15 protein-coding genes and 1 pseudogene are annotated in these 17,536 nt (G+C 73.6%); 3 read left to right on the top strand and 13 right to left on the bottom strand.

Features of this window, described 5'->3' with window-relative positions; genetic code table 11:
- Nucleotides 1-98 precede the first annotated feature (98 nt).
- The 4 genes from ligA to mnmA all read right to left on the bottom strand — a co-directional run bounded on the left by ligA (nucleotide 99) and on the right by mnmA (nucleotide 5,425).
- Nucleotides 99-2,267, bottom strand: a complete 2,169-nt coding sequence (gene ligA / locus E1291_RS16035; RefSeq protein WP_131738607.1) for an NAD-dependent DNA ligase LigA — start codon at nucleotides 2,265-2,267, stop codon at nucleotides 99-101.
- Nucleotides 2,268-2,382: 115 nt separating this feature from the next.
- Nucleotides 2,383-3,399 carry a methionine synthase gene (locus E1291_RS16030; RefSeq protein ID WP_131738606.1) on the bottom strand — a complete coding sequence of 339 codons (1,017 nt, stop codon included), beginning with the start codon at nucleotides 3,397-3,399 and terminating at the stop codon, nucleotides 2,383-2,385.
- A gap of 24 nt (nucleotides 3,400-3,423) precedes the next feature.
- A complete protein-coding gene (locus E1291_RS16025; RefSeq protein WP_131738605.1) occupies nucleotides 3,424-4,242 on the bottom strand; it encodes an LLM class F420-dependent oxidoreductase in 819 nt (272 codons plus the stop codon).
- Between the two features lie 106 nt (nucleotides 4,243-4,348).
- A complete protein-coding gene (mnmA, locus tag E1291_RS16020; protein ID WP_131738604.1) occupies nucleotides 4,349-5,425 on the bottom strand; it encodes a tRNA 2-thiouridine(34) synthase MnmA in 1,077 nt (358 codons plus the stop codon).
- A gap of 67 nt (nucleotides 5,426-5,492) precedes the next feature.
- On the opposite strand from mnmA, the gene E1291_RS16015 reads away from it, so the two are divergent.
- Nucleotides 5,493-6,575 carry a DUF695 domain-containing protein gene (locus E1291_RS16015; protein WP_131738603.1) on the top strand — a complete coding sequence of 361 codons (1,083 nt, stop codon included), beginning with the start codon at nucleotides 5,493-5,495 and terminating at the stop codon, nucleotides 6,573-6,575.
- Between the two features lie 72 nt (nucleotides 6,576-6,647).
- Here E1291_RS16015 and E1291_RS16010 read toward each other — a convergent pair whose 3' ends face one another.
- Together E1291_RS16010 and E1291_RS16005 are read right to left on the bottom strand one after the other, a co-directional pair.
- Nucleotides 6,648-7,418, bottom strand: coding sequence for a DUF1206 domain-containing protein (locus tag E1291_RS16010; protein ID WP_242614191.1), 771 nt, complete (start codon nucleotides 7,416-7,418; stop codon nucleotides 6,648-6,650).
- A gap of 152 nt (nucleotides 7,419-7,570) precedes the next feature.
- The gene (locus tag E1291_RS16005) at nucleotides 7,571-8,749 is read right to left on the bottom strand and encodes a cysteine desulfurase family protein (protein ID WP_131738620.1); all 1,179 of its coding nucleotides are present in this window, start codon (nucleotides 8,747-8,749) and stop codon (nucleotides 7,571-7,573) included.
- Between the two features lie 175 nt (nucleotides 8,750-8,924).
- Here E1291_RS16005 and E1291_RS16000 point away from each other — a divergent pair, with 175 nt between their 5' ends.
- Both E1291_RS16000 and E1291_RS15995 read left to right on the top strand, forming a co-directional pair.
- Nucleotides 8,925-9,446 carry a TetR/AcrR family transcriptional regulator gene (locus E1291_RS16000; protein WP_131738601.1) on the top strand — a complete coding sequence of 174 codons (522 nt, stop codon included), beginning with the start codon at nucleotides 8,925-8,927 and terminating at the stop codon, nucleotides 9,444-9,446.
- Nucleotides 9,447-9,638: 192 nt separating this feature from the next.
- Nucleotides 9,639-10,871, top strand: a complete 1,233-nt coding sequence (locus E1291_RS15995) for an MFS transporter (protein ID WP_131738600.1) — start codon at nucleotides 9,639-9,641, stop codon at nucleotides 10,869-10,871.
- 4 nt (nucleotides 10,872-10,875) lie between these two features.
- Here E1291_RS15995 and E1291_RS15990 read toward each other — a convergent pair whose 3' ends face one another.
- The 7 genes and pseudogenes from E1291_RS15990 to E1291_RS45380 form a co-directional block, all read right to left on the bottom strand.
- Complete coding sequence (locus E1291_RS15990; RefSeq protein WP_131738599.1) at nucleotides 10,876-11,466, bottom strand: hypothetical protein; 591 nt, start codon at nucleotides 11,464-11,466, stop codon at nucleotides 10,876-10,878.
- A gap of 5 nt (nucleotides 11,467-11,471) precedes the next feature.
- Nucleotides 11,472-12,731 carry a DUF7224 domain-containing protein gene (locus E1291_RS15985; protein WP_131738598.1) on the bottom strand — a complete coding sequence of 420 codons (1,260 nt, stop codon included), beginning with the start codon at nucleotides 12,729-12,731 and terminating at the stop codon, nucleotides 11,472-11,474.
- Between the two features lies 1 nt (nucleotide 12,732).
- Nucleotides 12,733-13,464: an ATP-binding cassette domain-containing protein gene (locus tag E1291_RS15980; protein ID WP_131738597.1), complete on the bottom strand. Its 732-nt coding sequence runs from the start codon at nucleotides 13,462-13,464 to the stop codon at nucleotides 12,733-12,735.
- Between the two features lie 112 nt (nucleotides 13,465-13,576).
- Nucleotides 13,577-14,008, bottom strand: a complete 432-nt coding sequence (locus E1291_RS15975) for a hypothetical protein (RefSeq protein WP_131738596.1) — start codon at nucleotides 14,006-14,008, stop codon at nucleotides 13,577-13,579.
- Nucleotides 14,009-14,896: 888 nt separating this feature from the next.
- The gene (locus E1291_RS15970) at nucleotides 14,897-15,847 is read right to left on the bottom strand and encodes an electron transfer flavoprotein subunit alpha/FixB family protein (RefSeq protein WP_131738595.1); all 951 of its coding nucleotides are present in this window, start codon (nucleotides 15,845-15,847) and stop codon (nucleotides 14,897-14,899) included.
- A gap of 21 nt (nucleotides 15,848-15,868) precedes the next feature.
- Nucleotides 15,869-16,648: an electron transfer flavoprotein subunit beta/FixA family protein gene (locus E1291_RS15965; RefSeq protein WP_131738594.1), complete on the bottom strand. Its 780-nt coding sequence runs from the start codon at nucleotides 16,646-16,648 to the stop codon at nucleotides 15,869-15,871.
- 247 nt (nucleotides 16,649-16,895) lie between these two features.
- A pseudogene (locus E1291_RS45380) lies at nucleotides 16,896-17,536 on the bottom strand (hypothetical protein); the annotation flags it as partial.

Raw genomic sequence — 17,536 nt, 5'->3', positions numbered from 1 at the left:
CCGTTATGCCCTTTCCGTCCCGCCCTCTCACCCCTGGGTGACTGAAGTGTACCGCTGAGTAACGCGACGCTGGTGGCGGTCCCCACGACCACACGGGGTTATCCCTCCGCGCGCAAAGTTACGTTTTTGGCCGCATCTGGCCCATCCGCCAGCAGCACGCGGAAGCCTTCCTCCGCCAGGACCGGTACGCCCAATTTGACGGCTTTGTCGTACTTTGACCCTGGACTGTCGCCGACCACCACGAAGCCCGTCTTCTTCGACACCGACCCCGAGACCTTGCCCCCGAGCCGCTGCACCGCCTCGGTCGCCGAGTCCCGGCTGAAGCCGTCCAGCGATCCCGTGATCACCACGGTGACCCCCTCCAGCGGACGCGGCCCCGCGGCGCCCTCGTCCTCCATCCGGACGCCGGCGGCGCGCCACTTCTCCACGATGTCGCGGTGCCATTCCTCGTCGAACCACGCGCGGATCGAGGCCGCGATCGTCGGGCCGACCTCGTCGACGGCGGCCAGCTCCTCCTGCGACGCGTTCGCGATCGCGTCCAGTGAGCGCAGCTCGCGGGCGAGGCTGCGGGCCGCGGCGGGCCCGACGTGCCGGATCGACAGCGACACCAGCACCCGCCACAGCGGCTGCCTCTTCGCCTTCTCCAGCTCCTCGAACAGGACCTCGACCGTCTTCTTCGGCTCGCCCTCCTTGTTGGCGAAGAACGACACCACCTTGTGCTCGCCGGTCTTCGGATCGGTCTTGGGGGTACCGGTGCGCGGGTCCAGCACCAGGCTCCTGATCGGCAGCAGCCGCTCCACGGTGAGATGGAACAGGTCGCCCTCGTCCTTGACCGGTGGGTCGCTCGGCTCCAGCGGCTGCGTCAGCGCCGTCGCCCCGACGTACCCGAGCGCCTCGATGTCGAGCGCCTTGCGGCTCGCGACGAAGGACAGCCGCTCCCGGAGCTGGCCGGGACAGAACCGGGTGTTGGGGCAGCGGATGTCGGCGTCGCCCTCCTTCTCGTACGCCAGCTCCGTGCCGCACTCCGGGCAGTGCGCCGGCATCTCGAACTCGCGCTCGGTGCCGTCGCGCAGGGCGGTCACCGGCGCGACGATCTCGGGGATCACGTCGCCGGCCTTGCGCAGCACGACGGTGTCGCCGATCAGCACGCCCTTGCGCTTGACCTCGCTCGCGTTGTGCAGGGTGGCGCGCTCGACCGTGGACCCCGCGACCTTCGTCGGCTCCATCACCCCGTAGGGGGTGACGCGCCCGGTGCGGCCCACGCCCACCTTGATGTCGAGCAGGCGGGTGTTGACCTCCTCGGGCGGGTACTTCCACGCGATCGCCCAGCGCGGCGCGCGGCTGGTCGACCCCAGGCGCCGCTGGAGCGCGAACTGGTCGACCTTCACGACCACCCCGTCGATCTCGTAGGCGGGGTCGTGCCGGTGCTCGCCGTACTCCTCGATGTACTCGCGCACCGCCGCCAGGCCGCCGACGACCGTGTACCGGTCGCTGACCGGCAGGCCCCAGCTCCGCATCAGCTCGTAGGCCGCCGACTGGCCGTCCGGCAGTCCCCCGCCGCGCCAGGCCCCGAACCCGTGCACGAGCATCCCGAGCGGGCGCCGCGCGGTGACCCGCGGGTCCTTCTGCCGCAGCGACCCCGCCGCCGCGTTGCGCGGGTTGGCGAACGGCTCCTTGCCCGCCTCCACCTGGACGGCGTTGACCTGCTCGAACCCCTCGACGGGCAGGAAGACCTCGCCGCGCACCTCCAGCACCTCCGGCCAGCCCTCCCCCGCCAGCCGGGACGGGACGTCGGCGATGGTGCGCACGTTGTGCGTGACGTCCTCGCCGGTGCGGCCGTCGCCGCGGGTGACCGCGCGCACCAGCAGCCCGTTCTCGTAGGTCACCGCGATGGCCAGTCCGTCGATCTTCAGCTCGCACAGGTACCCGGCGACCTCGCCGACCTCCCTGACCACGCGCTCGTCCCACGCCAGCAGCTCGTCGGCGCTCATCGCGTTGTCGAGGCTCTGCATCCGCTCCAGATGGTCGACGGTCGCGAAGTCGGTGGTGATCGGCGCGCCGACCTTCTGCGTCGGGGAGTCGGGGGTGACCAGCTCCGCGTGGCGCTCCTCCAGCTCGCGCAGCTCGCGCATCATCCGGTCGTACTCGGCGTCGGTGAGCGTCGGCCGGTCGAGGACGTAGTACCGGTAGTTGCCCTCGTCGATCCGCTCGCTGAGCTCCCGATGCCGCTGCCGCGCCTCGCCGGGGACGCCGTCGTTCGTGGTCATGCGCCCATTGTCGCCCGCGGGGCCGACACTTCTCGCCGCGGCGCGCCCCGCCCGGCGAGCGGAACGTCGGCAGGTCAGCGCGGCGGACGAGCGGCGCCGGCCCCGGTCGGGAACGTCATTCGGCGGCCTCGTGGAGCATCCGCGCCGTGTCGCGGCAGCGCTTGAGGGCGGCGCGGACGTGCCGGGGGGACGCGCCGGCCAGACCGCACGACGGGGTCACCACGACCTGCCGGGACAGCTGCGCGGGCGGGAACCCGAGCCGCCGCCACAGCTCCCGCACCGGCGCGGCGGACGCCTTCAGCGGCGGCAGCGCCGCGTCGGCCGCCGGGACCGCGCCGAGGAACAGCCCCACCCCGGCGTCGATCGTCTCCCCCACGGCGTCGTCGTCGCGCCCCGGCATCACGGCGAGGTCGACCGAGACGGCCCGCGCCCCCGCGCCGCGCAGCAGCGCGTACGGCACGTTCCGGGCACAGCAGTGGACGAGCGGGTAGGCCGCGTCGTCCGCGCAGGCCGTCTCGATCACCTGGCGCAGCGCGTCCTCGGCGACCGGCTCCTCGATCGCGCGCAGCCGCGAGAACCCGCTGGCGGTCGGCACCGCGCCCGCCAGCGCCGCGGGCAGGCCCGGCTCGTCCAGCTGGAGCAGGATCCGCGCGGCGGGCAGCCGGCGGCGGACGTCGGCGACGTGCGCGGCGACGCCCTCGGCGAGCGAGCCGGTGAGGTCGCGGACGGCGCCCGGGTCCTTCAGCGCCCGGTCGCCGTGCCGCAGCTCGATCGTGGCGGCCAGCGTCCACGGCCCGCACACCTGGATCTTGAACGGGCCGTCGTGGCCGCCCGCGACCTCCTCCAGCACGTCGAGGTCGCGGGCGAGGTGGTCCCGCGAGCGCAGCGTGTCGCGGCCGGGACGGTCGGAGAAGCGCCAGCCGGACGGCTCCACGCGCACCGGCAGGTCCACCAGCAGCCCGGCGGTCCGGCCGGTGAGGTCGGCGCCGGGCCCGCGGGCGGGCAGTTCGGGCAGGTGGGGCAGCTCGGGCAGTTCGCCCAGCACCGTCCGCAGCGCCTCGGCCGGATCGTCACCCGGGAAGGACCCGATCGCGGTCGCCGTCCCGGCCTGCCACGGATAGCTCGTCGTCACGGCCGAAACCCTATCGGCGCGCGGTCACCACAGCTCCGCGAGGCCGTCGAGGCGGCGCAGGGTGTCGTCCTCGGGCTCGGTCGGCAGGTCGAACAGCACCTCGCCGACGCCCGCCCGCTCCAGCTCGGCGATGAGCGACGGCTCCGGCGGCGCGGCGAACACCGTGACCGGGACCTCCCGGCCGGCCTGCTCCCGCAGCCGCGCGATCTTCGCGGCGAGGTCGTCGGTGCCGCGGCCGTACACCGGCATCCAGGCGTCGCCGAACTCGGCGACCCGGTCGAACGTGGTCGGCCCGGCGCCGCCGACCAGGACGGGCGGGTGCGGGTCCTGGACGGGCTTGGGATAGGAGAACACCGGGTCGAAGTCGACGAACTCGCCGTGGAACTCCGCCTTCTCCTGCGTCCACAGCTCCTTGACCGCGAGGACGCGCTCGCGCAGCAGCCGCATCCGGGTGGCGGGGTCGGTGCCGTGGTTGCGCATCTCCTCGCGGTTCCAGCCGGCGCCGACGCCGAGGGCCGCGCGCCCGCCGGACACCACGTCGAGCGAGGCGATCTCCTTGGCCAGGTGAATCGGGTCGCGCTGGACGACCAGCGCGATGCCGGTGCCGACGCGCAGCCGCTCGGTGACGGTCGCGGCGGCGGTCAGCGCGACGAAGGGGTCGAGGGTCCGGTAGTAGCGGCGCGGGAGCTCGTCCCCGCCCGGCCAAGGCGACTCTCGCCTCACGGGGATGTGGCTGTGCTCGGCGACGAACAGCGACGCGAACCCGCGCTCCTCCAGCGCCCGGCCCAGCGGCGCGGGTGCGATCCCGTCATCGGTCACGAACGTGGACACACCGAACTTCACAGTGAACCTCCTCGGCGCCGATCTTCGACCCCGCCTACAACCGCCGGACGCGCACCCTCATTCCACGGTCGCCGGACGCGTCGCCGGAGGGCGCCGCGCCGCCGGGTCAGGCCGGGACGCGGACGGTCCGGGCGATCGTCGCCGACGCCAGCACCCGGTCGCCGTCGTACAGGACGGCGGCCTGCCCGGCGGCCACGCCCCGGGCGGGGGTGGCCAGGCGCAGGCGCAGGACGTCGCCGTCCGCCTCCGCCGTGCAGGCGTACACCTCGCCGTGCGCGCGGAGCTGGACATGGCAGCCGAACGGCCCGCCGAGCGCCTCGCCCAGCCACACCGGCCGCTCCCCGGTGATCTCTTGGACGTCCAGGGACTCGCGGGGCCCGACGGTGACCGTGTTGTCGACCGGTGAGATGTCCAGGACGTACCGGGGACGGCCGTCCGGGGCGGGGGTACCGAGCCGCAGCCCCTTGCGCTGACCGACGGTGTAGGCGTAGGCGCCCTCGTGCTCGCCCACCCGGTTGCCGTCGGTGTCCAGGATGGGGCCGGGCGCGGCGCCCAGCCGCTCGGCCAGGAAGCCGCGCGTGTCACCGTCGGCGATGAAGCAGATGTCGTGGCTGTCGGGCTTGTCGGCCACCTGGAGGCCCCGCCGCTCCGCCTCGCGCCGGATGTCGGCCTTCGCGGTGTCCCCGAGCGGGAACAGCGCGCGGGCGAGCTGCTCCGGCGTGCACACGGCCAGGACGTACGACTGGTCCTTGCCCGCGTCCACGCCGCGGCGGAGCACGCCGTCCTCCAGCCGCGCGTAGTGGCCGGTGCAGACGGCGTCGAACCCGAGGGCGACGGCGCGGTCCAGCAGCGCCGCGAACTTGATCTTCTCGTTGCAGCGCAGGCACGGGTTGGGGGTCCGCCCGGCCGCGTACTCGCTGACGAAGTCCTCGACCACGTCCCGGTGGAACCGCTCGGCGAGGTCCCACACGTAGAACGGGATGCCGATCACGTCGGCCGCCCGCCGGGCGTCCCGGGAGTCCTCCAGGGTGCAGCAGCCGCGGGCCCCCGTCCGGTACGACTGGGGGTTGCTGGAAAGGGCCATGTGGACGCCCGTGACGTCGTGGCCCGCCTCGGCGGCCCGGGCGGCCGCCACGGCGGAGTCGACGCCGCCCGACATGGCGGCGAGTACGCGCAGAGTCATAGTCCTTCGAGCGTACGCGGCGTGGGCCGGTCGGCCGGAATCAATTCCGCGTACGATTGGGCGCGCTATGGGAATCTTCCGCCGGCCGCGCGAGTCGTCCGCCGCCACGCCGCCCGCCATCAGCGAGTTCTGGGAGTGGTGGGCCCAGGCCCGCCCGACGATCGAGGCGTCGCTGGCCGCCGCCCCCGGGGCCGAGACCAGCGAGCCGGGGACGCCCGGCGAGGGCCTGTCCGCCGAGACGATCGAGGAGCTCTCGCGGCGCGTCCACCGGATCCACTCCGAGCTGCAGTGGGAGATCGGCGGCGCCGACGACCGGTCCCCCTCGCTCACCGTGACCGGCGGCGGCGACCCTGAGCTGCGCGGACTCGCCGAACGCTGGTTCCGCGCCGCGCCCGGCGGCGCCGCCGCGGGCGGCTGGAGCTTCCACCCCGCGCGCCAGGCCGACCCCGAGATGCTCTCCCAGGACCTCGTCCTCGGCGACCACGAGTTCGACCTGGAGTACGTCCGGCTCGGCATGCGCGCCGACGCCGACCGGGCCAGGGTGCACGTCACCGCCTACCACCCCGACTTCCTGTTCGTCTCCGAGGAGCAGCGGCTCCAGGTCGCCCTGCACGTCCTGGACTGGGCCCTCGGCGAGGACGACGTGGCCCGCTGGATCGGCGAGGTCACCATCGCCACGGAGGCGCCGATCGACTCGCTGCCGCCGTCGATGCTGCCCGCGGTCGTCGAGCAGGTCGCCGAGCCGTTCGACGAGCCCGCCTGGCTCTCCGGCGAGGGCCGCACCCCGCGCGGCCACCCCGCCCGGCTCGGCGCCCGGTTCCCGCTCCACCGCCAGGACTACCCGCTCTGCGACCTGCACGTGGCGATCACCGTGCCGTACGCGCACAGCAACCCCGACCGGCTGCCCGTCGAGCCGTCGGCGGGCGCGCTGCGCGCGTTCGAGAAGAAGCTGGGCAAGCTCGGCGACCGGGCCGTCCTCGCCGTCCGGGAGACCGGCGACGGGCTGCGCGTGTTCCACCTGTACGCCGACCCCGACTCCGGCGTGATCGGCGAGCTGGACCAGCTCGCCGCCGCGTGGACCGAGGGCAAGGCCAAGGTCGCCTCCACCAGCGACCCGGGCTGGCGTGCGGTCGCCCCCTACCAGCCTTGATCGTCCGATCCTGGGCCGGGGGACTCGCCCGGCGGCCGGCGGAGGGCGCCGGCCGCCTGCCCTGACGGAGCTCTACGACCTGACGGCTTCCACCTTGCGCCAGCGGGCTTCGCAGAAGGAGTAGACGCCGAAGAGGAGGACGCCCGCGGCCACGGCGACCAGGCCCCAGACCCCGGCGGGCGTTCCGGCGAACTCGCGGAGCGTGCCGTCCAGGCCCTGGGCCTTGCCCGGCTCGAAGGTGATCGCGGCGTAGGCGAGGAAGATGCCGACGCCGCCGCCGACGAGACCGCGGGCGGTGTTGCCGACCATGCCGAGCGGCTCGACGACGCGCCGCGCGGCCCGGCCCATCTGCGCCGTCTTCAGTTCCTTGCGGAACGTGCGGCGCAGCGCGTTCACCACCACGACGATCCCCCACACGAGGAACCCGGCCCCCACCGCCAGGACGAGCCAGCGGCCGCCCGGCTCGGCCATCGCGCGAGCGGTGAAGGTCTTCGACTGTGTGTCGCTGGACTTGCCCTTGTAGCCGAGCAGGAAGCCGAGCGTGGCCGCGAAGCCCACCGAGTAGACGACGCCGCGTGCGGCCGATCCCAGCCGCTTGGTGGCCTTGTCCCCGTCCGGTACCGGACGCCCGTACACCGCCTCGGCGTACTGCCAGAGGGCCAGCGCCGCGAAACCGGCCGCCATCAGCCACAGGACGATCGGACCGCCCGGCTGCTTGGCGACCGTCTGGAGCGCGCCCTGGCGGTCGGCCTCCTCTCCGCCCTCACCGAAGCCGACCTGAAGGGCCAGCCACCCCACCAGCAGGTAAAGAAGTCCCCGCGCCACCAGCCCCACCCGGGACATGCCATGGAACCAAGGATGGCCCGCGGCCCTCCGCCCCATCCGCTGTACCTGGCCCTCACCCATCACGTTCGCCGCCATCATGCCGCCTTCCAAGGAACGGCAAAGCTGTCCCCACGGACGACACCGTCAAACCCGGCAAGCCGGGCGGCGGATCAGGAGAGGCCGGCGCGGCGGGCCCGTTCCACGACGGGTCCGATCGCCTCTGCCAGAGCTTTCACGTCGGCCTCGGTCGAGCTGTGCCCCAGAGTGAAACGGAGCGAGCCCCGCGCGCGCTCTGCCCCCGCGCCCATCGCGGTGAGGACGTGGCTTGGTTGCGAAACCCCGGCGGAGCACGCGGAGCCCGTGGAGCAGGCGATCCCGCGGGCGTCCAGCAGCATGAGCAGCGCGTCGCCCTCACAGCCCGGGAAGGAGAAGTGCGCGTTTCCCGGCAGGCGGTCGGCGGGGTCGCCGTTCAGGACGGCGTCCGGCACCGCGGCGCGAACCGCCTCGATCAGCCGGTCGCGCAGGGCCGCCAGCCGGGCCGCCTCGGCGTCCCGGCGCGCCGCCGTGACCTGCACCGCGGCGGCGAACCCGGCGATCGCCGGGGTGTCGAGCGTGCCGGACCGCACGTCCCGCTCCTGGCCGCCGCCGTGCAGCAGCGGCACCGGGTCGAGGAACAGCGGCTCGGCGGGCTTGGCCAGCAGCAGCGCCCCCACGCCGATCGGGCCGCCGAGCTTGTGGCCGGTGATGGCCAGCGACTGCGCGCCCGAGGCCGCGAAGCGGACCGGCAGGTGCCCGGCGGCCTGCACGGCGTCGGTGTGGAACGGCACGCCGTGCTCGCGGGCGGCCGCCGCCAGCTCCGCCACCGGCTGGACGGTGCCGACCTCGTTGTTGGCCCACATGACGGTGACGAGCGCCACGTCCGAGCCGTCCGGCCCGATCGCCTCGCGCAGCGCCTCGGGACGGACGCGGCCGAGCGCGTCCACCGGGATCCACTCGACCTTGGCGCCCTCGTGGTCGGCCAGCCACTGGACCGCGTCCAGGACGGCGTGGTGCTCGACCGCGCCCGCGAGCACCCGGGTGCGGCCCGGGTCGGCGGCGCGGCGCGCCCAGTGCACGCCCTTCACCGCGAGGTTGTCGGCCTCGGTGCCGCCCGAGGTGAACACCACCTCGCTCGGCCGGGCGTCGAACGCCTCGGCGATGATCTCGCGGGACTCCTCGACCACCCTCCGGGCGCGCCGTCCCACCGCGTGCAGGGAGGACGGGTTGCCGAGCTCGCGCAGGCCCGCCGTCATCGCCTCGATGGCCTCCGGCAGCATCGGGGTCGTCGCCGCATGGTCGAGGTAGGTCACCACGCGGACAACAGTATCCGCGCGGCCGCGGTGTCCCGGCGGCGGCACGGGCCTCGCCTGTGAGCCGTCTCACCGGTTCCCCCCGGGGTCCGGAAAAGCGCTGGTGGGCGCGGGAATGGCCGGGCCCGGTCGCGTGTTGGCAGGTGTACCGTCCGGTCGGTACAGTGGAGCCGCCATGAGGAAAGACGCCCTGCTCGACGCCGCCGAGTCCCTGCTCTCCGAGCACGGGACCCGGGCGCTGACGCTCGCCGCGGTCGCCGACCGCGCCGGGGTCAGCAAGGGCGGGCTGCTCTACCACTTCCCCACCAAGGAGGCGCTCGTCCGGGCCCTGGTGGCACGGGTCATCGAAGAGTTCGACGACCTGATCGCCTCCTACGACGACGGCGCGCCGGGCTCCTACACCCGGGCCTACGTCGAGGCCACGTTCGAGATCCTCACCGGCGAGGCGCGCGCGTACCGGCGCTGGTCGGCGATCAGCGCGGCGGCGACCGATCCCGAGCAGGCCGGGCCGCTGAGCGAGGCCATGCGCCGCTGGCACGCCCACGACCCCGGCGCGGCCGCCGACCCGGCCACGGACATGACCGTCCGGCTGGCCGCCGAGGGCCTGTGGGAGGTCGTGAGCCACGCCCCCGACCTGTACGACCGGGAGCGGCTCGACGCGCTGAAACGGCGGATGCTCGCCCTGCTGGACCGATGACGCCGCCCCCGGCGTCCGCCGCCCGCGAGACCACCTGACCGACCGGCCCTCCGCCGACGATCGTGGACCGTTCCATGATCCAGCCCGGCGGCCCCGCACGACGGGGTCACCCCACCCGATCCCCCCACCACTCACGCACCACCGAACCCTGCGACGGGGCCGCGCCCCGCCGAGCCTAGAAAGAGGTGAACCATGCTGTTCCGCGCCCGTACCGGGACGTTCCTGACCTTCGCGCTGGCGGGTCTGCTGACCGGGGTCTGGGTGGCCCGCATGCCCGCGCTCGCCGCCAAGTTCGGGACCACCGAGGGCGAGATCGGCGTCGTCGTCCTCGTCTGGGGTCTCGGCGCGATCGTCGCCATGCAGGCCCTGCGCGGCGTGATGGCCCGCGCCGGCAGCCGCTCCGTCCTGCGGCTCGCCCTGCCGCTGACGGCGCTCTCCTACGTCGGCGTCGCGCTCGCCCCGACCTACGGTCTGCTGCTGGCGGCCGTGGCGGTGTTCGGGATGACGTTCGGGATCACCGACATCGCGATGAACGCGCAGGGCAGCGTCGTCGAGCACGCCTACCGGCGGCCGGTCATGAGCGGCATGCACGCGGGCTGGTCCGTCGGCGCGCTGACCGGCGGCCTGGTGGGCGTCGCGACCGCCGCCGCCGGCCTCGGCTTCACCACCACCGTCCTGGCCTCGGCGCTGGCGTCGCTGCCGCTCGGCCTCGCGCTCGGCCGCACCTACCTGCCCGACCCCGCGGCCCCGGCGGGCGCCGGGGGCGACGCGGCCCGCCGCCTGCCCGCCGCCGTCTACCTCGTCGGAGTCCTGGCGTTCATCGCGTTCATGACCGAGGGCTCGATCGCCGACTGGAGCGGCCTGCTGCTGCACGACGAACTCGGCTCCACCCAGGCCGTCGCGGCGCTCGGCTACCCGATGTTCGAGCTGGCGATGCTGCTCGGCCGCCTGGTCGGCGACCGGGTCCGCACGCGCGTCGGCACCCGCCGGCTGCTGGCCGGCGCCGGGCTCGGCACCGCGCTCGGCATGACGGGCGTGGTGCTCGCCCCGGCGGCCCCCGTCGCCCTCGCGGGCTTCTTCGTGACGGGCCTGGTGGTCTGCACGGTCGTCCCGACGACGATCTCGCTGGCCGGCACCGCCGCGCCCGGCCGTACCGGCGCCGCGGTCGCCCAGGTCGGCGCCATGGGCTACGGCGGCCTGCTGCTCGGCCCGGTCGTCGTCGGCTTCCTGTCCGACGCCACCTCGCTGCGCCTCGGCGTCGGCGTGGTCGTCGTGCTCGCGCTGCTGATCGCCGCCGGCGCCCGCTTCGTCCCGGCGGACGCCGACGCCGGCATCGCGGGCCACTCCCCCGAAGCGGCGGTCGCCGCCGCCGAGACCGCCCCCGCCGAGGCCGGCGCACCGGACCGCACCACCGTCCCGGCCTGACGGCTCAGTCCCCTCCAGGACGGTGGCGGGCGCGCAGGTGGAGGACGAGCCCGCAGGCGAAGGCCACCGCGGCGGTGACCGCGGCGGCCACGTCGGAGGAGTCCGCCAGGGGCCACAGCCACGGCGGCATGGGCCCCGCGCCGTGTCTCACCATGAGGGTCAGGAACAGATAGGCGGTGGGCAGCACGGTCGCGGCGGCGCGGCCGTGCGCCCGGTTCCCGATCAGGGCGAGCCCGGTGAGGCCGAGGAGGTTGCGGGCCGCGGCGAACCCGAGCGGCTGGAGGCCGCCCCAGGTCAGCACCACCCCCGCGGCCAGCACGCCCCCGCAGGCCGCGGCGACCAGGACGGCACCGTAAAGCCTGGCCGGACGCACGGCCACGTCCTCCAGCACCGCCGGTCCCGCGGTCGCCGCCCGGATCAGGACGGCGGCCGCGGCCAGCGGCAGCGCCAGGGCGATCGGGGTGCCGATGAGCGCCCCCCGGACGAGGCTCGGCGCGGGAACGGCACTCTCCCCCGCCAGCGCGACCAGGACCACCGTGCAGCCCATCGTGAGCGCCGTCCGGGCCACCTGGTGCACCCGCGTCCACAGATCCATGCCGGCTACTCGACGTCCACTGGCCTGATGTCGCAGCTTCGCAGCGCGGCCAGGTTCCGTCGGAACCAGCGGATCTGGTCCGCGCGCGGCCGGGCGAGCACGCGCGTGACCGCGTCCCCGTTCTCCATCGGCCCGGTCTTGGCGGCGACCACCGCGCGCGGCAGCCCCGCCTTGATCGCCAGCCACGTGCCCACCGGGACATAGGCCGCGTCCCCGTCGAACTCCCGATCCTTCGCGCACGGCGGCGACGCGGGCGGGAGGAAACCGGTCGCCAGCGCGAACACGACGTCGTCGTCCCCGGCTTGCGGCGCGACGGTGAAGTGCCAGGATTCGCGATCACGGGCCGCTCCCTCTGTGATCCGCCGCGGCGCGGGCATCCCGATGGCCACCGCCAGGCGCCGCGACGCGGGGACGACCAGCCGGGCCGCGTACCCGAGCCGGGCCCGGCGCTCCCGCCACACGCACACCTCGACGCCCTGCTCCCGCACGCACTCCAGGCCGCCCGTGCGCGGCCGGTCGGAGTCAGCGCCCAGCCCGTCCACCAGCGAAACAGCGACGACCAGCGCAGCGGCGGGCACGGCGACCACCGCGGCCTTCACCGCGATCGGGCGGAACCCACGCGACCACACGAGGTAGGCGACGACCGCGACCGCCGCGGCCACCAGCGCCTGCGCCCACAGCACCCGCCGGTCCAAGACCGTGTCGGTGCTACAGCACGTGCCGAGGTTCTCCCCGGTCAGATGCCTGATCCACAGCGGTTCCAGGGCCTGCGGATAGGCCAGCCACAGCCAGGTGCCGATCAGCAGTAGCGGCACCCCGATCGCCGGGTGCAGGAACCGGCCGGCCGCCACCCCGGCGAGCGACCACGCGCCGATCACCAGCAGCCCCACCGCGACGACCGGCGGGTCAGGTGCTCCCGGGATCCCGCCGACCTCCGGTGTCACCAGCGCGAACGCGAAGGCCAGCACGGCGACCGCGGCCGCGCCGATCGGCAGCGCGCTCCATAACAGGACGGCGGCGGGCCGGCGTACCGGCGTCCCGTCCAGGACACCGCCGCGGCGCAGTCTCGCCCCCTCCCATGCGCCCACAGCAGCGCACGTGGGCCCGAGCGCCATCACCCCCGACGACGTGGCGACCACCGTGGCATCGCGCCAGTTGTCGGCGATGTTCTGGAGCTCACCGCTGAGCAGGAGGTAGAGGTACACGCCCATGACGGGCAGCGCGTAGAGCGCGGCCGCCGAACGCAGCCAGCGATGCAGCGGCACGTCACGCCTCCCCGGCCACGAGGAGGGCGTAGGACGCTTCGGCCGAGGGCACGCGGTCGCCTGACAGCGCCAGGAACTCCGCCGTCGACCCGGCGTACTTGACCGTCCCGCCGTCGAGGACCACCACCGATTCGTACAGATCGCCCAGGTCCTCGGTCTGGTGCGTGGACACGACGAGGTGCCGTCCGCCGAGCCGCGTCACGACCTGCCGGAACCGCTCGCGCTGCCCCGGGTCCAGGCCCGCCGTGGGCTCGTCCAGCAGAATCACCTCGGCGTCGTGGACGAGCGCCTGCGCGAGCCCCACCCGGCGTAGTTGCCCGCCCGACAGTTGCCCGCAGCGCCTGCCGGCCAGCGGCCCCAGCGCCACCGCGTCGAGCGCGTCCGCCGAACGCCGCCACGCCTCACGCCGCGACATCCCCTTCAGCCAGCCCGCGTAGCCGATCTGCTCCCGGACGGTCAGTCCGGGCACCGGCCGGATGTCCTGCGGCATCCATCCCACGAGGCGCCGGTAGGACGCGCGGTCCCGGCGCCGGCGCGGATCGAGGCCCTTGTAGGCCACCGCGCCCGCCGACGGGAAGTGCAATGAGGCCGCCAGCCCCAGCAGAGTGGACTTCCCCGCGCCGTTCGGCCCGAGCAGAACGGTGCGGCCTTCGGGTAAGCGAAAACTGAGATCGGTGAAGACCGGGCTGCCGCGCCGATACCCGAACGCGCAGCTAATAAACGAAATCGGCATATTTCCTCGGTGCGAATGAGCCGGGCCTCGCCGTCCAGCGAGGCCCGCACGTCACGGAAAGTGTGGTCATCCCATCGGCCGCCGTCAATGCGCCGCCGAGCTCACCATGCGATCACCAGTAGATCCGCACGTCCCTGGCCGATACGCGATAGAAGTCCGCGCCCATATTCTCGGCCTTGAAGTAGTAGTACCCCTTGTCCTTACGCCGTCCCCAGTCGCCCCGTACCCACTTGTGGCCGCAGCCGTAGTACCCTCGCTTCCCATATTTGGCGTCGGGGTACAGCCGCCTGTTCCGGTACACCTGGAGCACTGGAGCCGCCTGCGGGGAGTTGCTCGAACAGCCCTTGAGGACGATGGCCGTCCTCCAGTCGTCCGCATTCCCGTCGTACCACTGCTTTGACCTGAACCCAGCCGCGATATTCGACAACGACGTCCTGCGCTCACCTTCGGCATGAGCCGGCGTCACTGCGGTGATACCGAGAACGCCGACCGCGACGGTGACCGCGGACGCCCTCCCGATCGATCCCCTGCCCAGCACAGACATGCATCCTCCAGAATGTATCCGCCTCCGGTAGATGCGAAGGCGGCCGGATGAACCGTGCGGGGTATGTGGACATGATTTCCATCTTGGTCAACCATTGTCAAGAGGGATTTACTGGTGACGAATTTCATAACCGAACACCAAATCGATACTAAAAAAGAAGTTCCGGACCGACCAATAACGAGCTTCGTTGGAGGTTCGGTTCGGTGCCGGAAATGCCGCACCGGCGCTGAACAGCGCCGGTGACGCTTCACCGCACCCATCGGCCCGGCCAGACCGAGCGGCGGGGGTTTCGGTATGACGCCGGCGGAGACGGCCTGCGCGCCGCGATCAACTACCTCGGGCCGCGAGCCTCCGCGCCCGATTACGCGGCGAGTCCGCGCTGCTCCGGCCCTCCTCACCCACTACGTAGCCCAGACGTTCGGGCTGGTCGAGACGCCGGACGACGCCGCCATCGTCATGGCTCAGCCTCGGCGGATGCGGCGGGCGGTGGGTACGGGAGTGCTCGGCGCCAAGGGCACCGCCGGGATCTCGGGCAGTGCCGCGACCCAGGTGGGCGGCGCCGACGGCGACTCGAAGCCGGACGGTCGCGGTCCGGCTCGGCGAGGGGCGGCGTTTCTGAAGGCGACACCAGGTTCCCCGGCTCGCCGTCGTTCTCGCGGGCGCCGAAGCCGGACGACGCCGCGAGCGCGCCCACCCTGTCAGGGCTTGCGAGGGGCTTCGTGGGCTTGCTGCCGGGTTGGCCGTCGGCGTGCTGGAAGTGGAGCGGGCGGGTGGTCTGGCCCGAGGGCGCCGGGAGGATCAAGGCGGGGGCCGGCCGTGGTGTGACCGGGACGGTTCTGAACCGCGGACGTCCCGGCGGCGTGGGGCCGCCGGGACGTCAGGCGCGGATCACTTGCGCTTGGTGATCTCGTCGGTGAGCTGCGGCGCGACCTGGAACAGGTCGCCGACCACGCCGTAGTCGACGAGCTCGAAGATCGGCGCCTCGGGGTCCTTGTTGATGGCGACGATGGTCTTCGAGGTCTGCATGCCGGCCCGGTGCTGGATGGCGCCGGAGATGCCGACCGCGATGTACAGCTGCGGCGAGACGGTCTTGCCGGTCTGCCCGACCTGGAACGAGTGCGGGTACCAGCCGGCGTCGGTCGCGGCGCGGGAGGCGCCGACGGCCGCGCCGAGCGAGTCGGCCAGCCCCTCGATGATCGAGAAGTTGTCGGCGCCGCCCACGCCGCGACCGCCGGAGACGACGATCGCGGCCTCGGTCAGGTCCGGGCGCTCGCCCTTCTCCTGGACGACCCGCTCCACGATCTTCGCGCCCTTGTCGGCGTCCGACAGCGCCACCTCGACGCTCTCCTCGGCGGGGCTCGCCGGGGACGCCTCGGGGGCGACGGAGTTCGGCCGCACCGCGATGATCGGCGTGCCGGTCCGCACCCGGGCGTGCGCGACGATCCCGCCGCCGAAGATGGAGTGCTCGGCGACGAGGCCCTCGGCGACGTCCACGACGTCGGTGAGGACGCCGGAGCCGGTCTTGACCGCGAGACGGCCCGCGACCTCCTTGCCCTCACCGGTCGCGGCCACCAGCACCGCGGCGGGGGCCTTCTCCTTCACCAGCTGGGCCAGCAGCGCCGCCTTGGGGGCGACGACGTAGGAGGACAGCTCCTCGGCGGCGGCCACGTACACCTTGGCGGCGCCGTACTCGGCGAGCTTGTCCTTGGCGCCCTCGTAGCCGGGCCCGGCCCAGACGGCGGCGGGCTCGCCGAGGCGGTTCGCCAGCGTCAGCAGTTCGAGCGTGACCTTCTTGACCTCACCGTCGACATGGTCGACGAGGACGAGAATCTCAGCCATGGTCCAAATCCCCTTCCCCGGTCAGACGAACTTCTTCGCCGCGAGGAACTCGGCGATCTTCGCGCCGCCGTCGCCCTCGTCGGTGACGATCTGGCCCTGCGCGCGCGGCGGCGCCTCGGCGAAGTCCACCACCTCGGTGGCGGCGTTCGCCAGCCCGACCCGCGCCGCGTCGATGCCGGCGTCGGCGATGCCGAGCGTCTCGACCGGCTTCTTCTTGGCCGCCATGATCCCCTTGAACGAGGGGTAGCGCGGCTCGTTGATCTTCTCGACGACGCTGACGACCGCGGGCAGCGACGCCTCGATCCGGTCGTAGCCGTAGTCGGTCAGCCGCTGCGCGGTCAGCGCCGAGCCGTCGATCTCGACCTTGTTGACCAGCGACACCTGCGGGACGCCGAGCCGCTCGGCGAGCATCGCGGCGAGCACGCCGGTCCGCGCGTCGGTGGACTCCGAGCCGAGGACGACCAGGTCGAAGCCGGTCCGGCCGAGCGCCTGCTGGAAGGCGTAGGAGGTCTGCAGCGCGTCGGAGCCCGCGAGCGCGTCGTCCACGAGGTGGACGGCCTTGTCCGCGCCCATGGCCAGGGACTTGCGGATCGAGTCGGTCGCCTTGTCGGGCCCCATGGTCAGGACGGTCACCTCGCCGCCGTGGGCCTCCTTGATGCGCAGCGCCTCTTCGATGGCGTACTCATCGAGCTCGTTGATGACGCCGTCCGCGGCGGCGCGGTCGAGCGTGCTGTCATCGGACTTCAGCTTGCGCGGGCTCTCCGTATCGGGAACCTGCTTCACCAGGACGACGATGTTCATGGCCGGTGGCCGACCTCCCTGCAATCGTGGGTCCGCCGGGGTGAGCGGACCGGAAGGCGCCGCCCATCAGGGTCGACGCGGAACGCGTTCGTCACAGCCTGCCAAAGACCCGAACGAGCTTCGAAACCGGGTCCCCCGTTCGGACCGTGACCCCACAAATGTTACCCGCCGGTAGCCTGCTGGCAAATCCCAGCTCGTACGTGCCCCGCCTCGCCCCCTGCCCGCCGCCGGTCCGGGGGACGGCCACTCAGCGCAGCGTGGCCTGCAGGTCGTCGATCATGTTCGCCAGCGTGCTCTGCAGCCCGTACATCGGCGCGAAGCTCGGCGTCAGCGACATGGCGCCGACCACCGCGAGCAGGGCGAACACGCCGAGGACCGTTCCCGCCACCGCGATCCGCCGCGGCCGCCGCGCGACCACGAGGAAGATCCGCTCCAGCCGGCGCCGCGGCCCGCCGACGCCGGGCGCCGTCCACAGCGCCGCGGCGCCCGCCCCGGCACCGAACGCGCAGGCCCCGAGCGCGTCGATCTCCCCGCCGACCGCCGACGCCGCGACGAGCGCGAGCGGCACGCCCGCCGCGAGGACCCCCGCGTACGGGACGGTCAGCAGCGTCCGCCCGAGCGCCCACGCCCATTCCCGGGCGGTCGTCGCGGCCGAGGCCCGCAGCAGCGTCACCGCCGCCAGCGTCGCCGCGAGCCCGACGACCGGCATCATCACCGCGAACCCGGTCCCGATCACCGCGACCATCGCGGCGAGCAGCCGCGCCCAGCCCTGCGCGACCGCCAGTTCCTCCGCCCCCGGCGCGGCCGGCTCGGCGGCGCCCGGCAGCGGCGAGGCGGGCCGCGACACCTCGGGCAGATCGGAAGAGCACACGTCTGAACTCCAGTCAC

This window comes from Actinomadura roseirufa (assembly GCF_900659635.1).
In the GTDB taxonomy this organism is placed as follows: Bacteria; Actinomycetota; Actinomycetes; order Streptosporangiales; family Streptosporangiaceae; genus Spirillospora; species Spirillospora roseirufa.
The sequence above is the reverse complement of the archived record's forward strand: the minus strand, read 5'-3'. Positions and strand labels throughout refer to the sequence as shown.

What these genes read in the sequence shown, in the direction of transcription:
- E1291_RS15975 (WP_131738596.1), bottom strand. Translation starts at nt 14,008, where the DNA reads ATGTCTGTGCTGGGCAGGGGATCGATCGGGAGGGCGTCCGCGGTCACC.
- E1291_RS15995 (WP_131738600.1), top strand. Translation starts at nt 9,639, where the DNA reads ATGCTGTTCCGCGCCCGTACCGGGACGTTCCTGACCTTCGCGCTGGCG.
- E1291_RS15970 (WP_131738595.1), bottom strand. Translation starts at nt 15,847, where the DNA reads ATGGCTGAGATTCTCGTCCTCGTCGACCATGTCGACGGTGAGGTCAAG.
- E1291_RS15965 (WP_131738594.1), bottom strand. Translation starts at nt 16,648, where the DNA reads ATGAACATCGTCGTCCTGGTGAAGCAGGTTCCCGATACGGAGAGCCCG.
- E1291_RS16000 (WP_131738601.1), top strand. Translation starts at nt 8,925, where the DNA reads ATGAGGAAAGACGCCCTGCTCGACGCCGCCGAGTCCCTGCTCTCCGAG.
- mnmA (WP_131738604.1), bottom strand. Translation starts at nt 5,425, where the DNA reads ATGACTCTGCGCGTACTCGCCGCCATGTCGGGCGGCGTCGACTCCGCC.
- E1291_RS15990 (WP_131738599.1), bottom strand. Translation starts at nt 11,466, where the DNA reads ATGGATCTGTGGACGCGGGTGCACCAGGTGGCCCGGACGGCGCTCACG.
- E1291_RS15980 (WP_131738597.1), bottom strand. Translation starts at nt 13,464, where the DNA reads ATGCCGATTTCGTTTATTAGCTGCGCGTTCGGGTATCGGCGCGGCAGC.
- E1291_RS16015 (WP_131738603.1), top strand. Translation starts at nt 5,493, where the DNA reads ATGGGAATCTTCCGCCGGCCGCGCGAGTCGTCCGCCGCCACGCCGCCC.
- E1291_RS16010 (WP_242614191.1), bottom strand. Translation starts at nt 7,418, where the DNA reads ATGTCCCGGGTGGGGCTGGTGGCGCGGGGACTTCTTTACCTGCTGGTG.
- ligA (WP_131738607.1), bottom strand. Translation starts at nt 2,267, where the DNA reads ATGACCACGAACGACGGCGTCCCCGGCGAGGCGCGGCAGCGGCATCGG.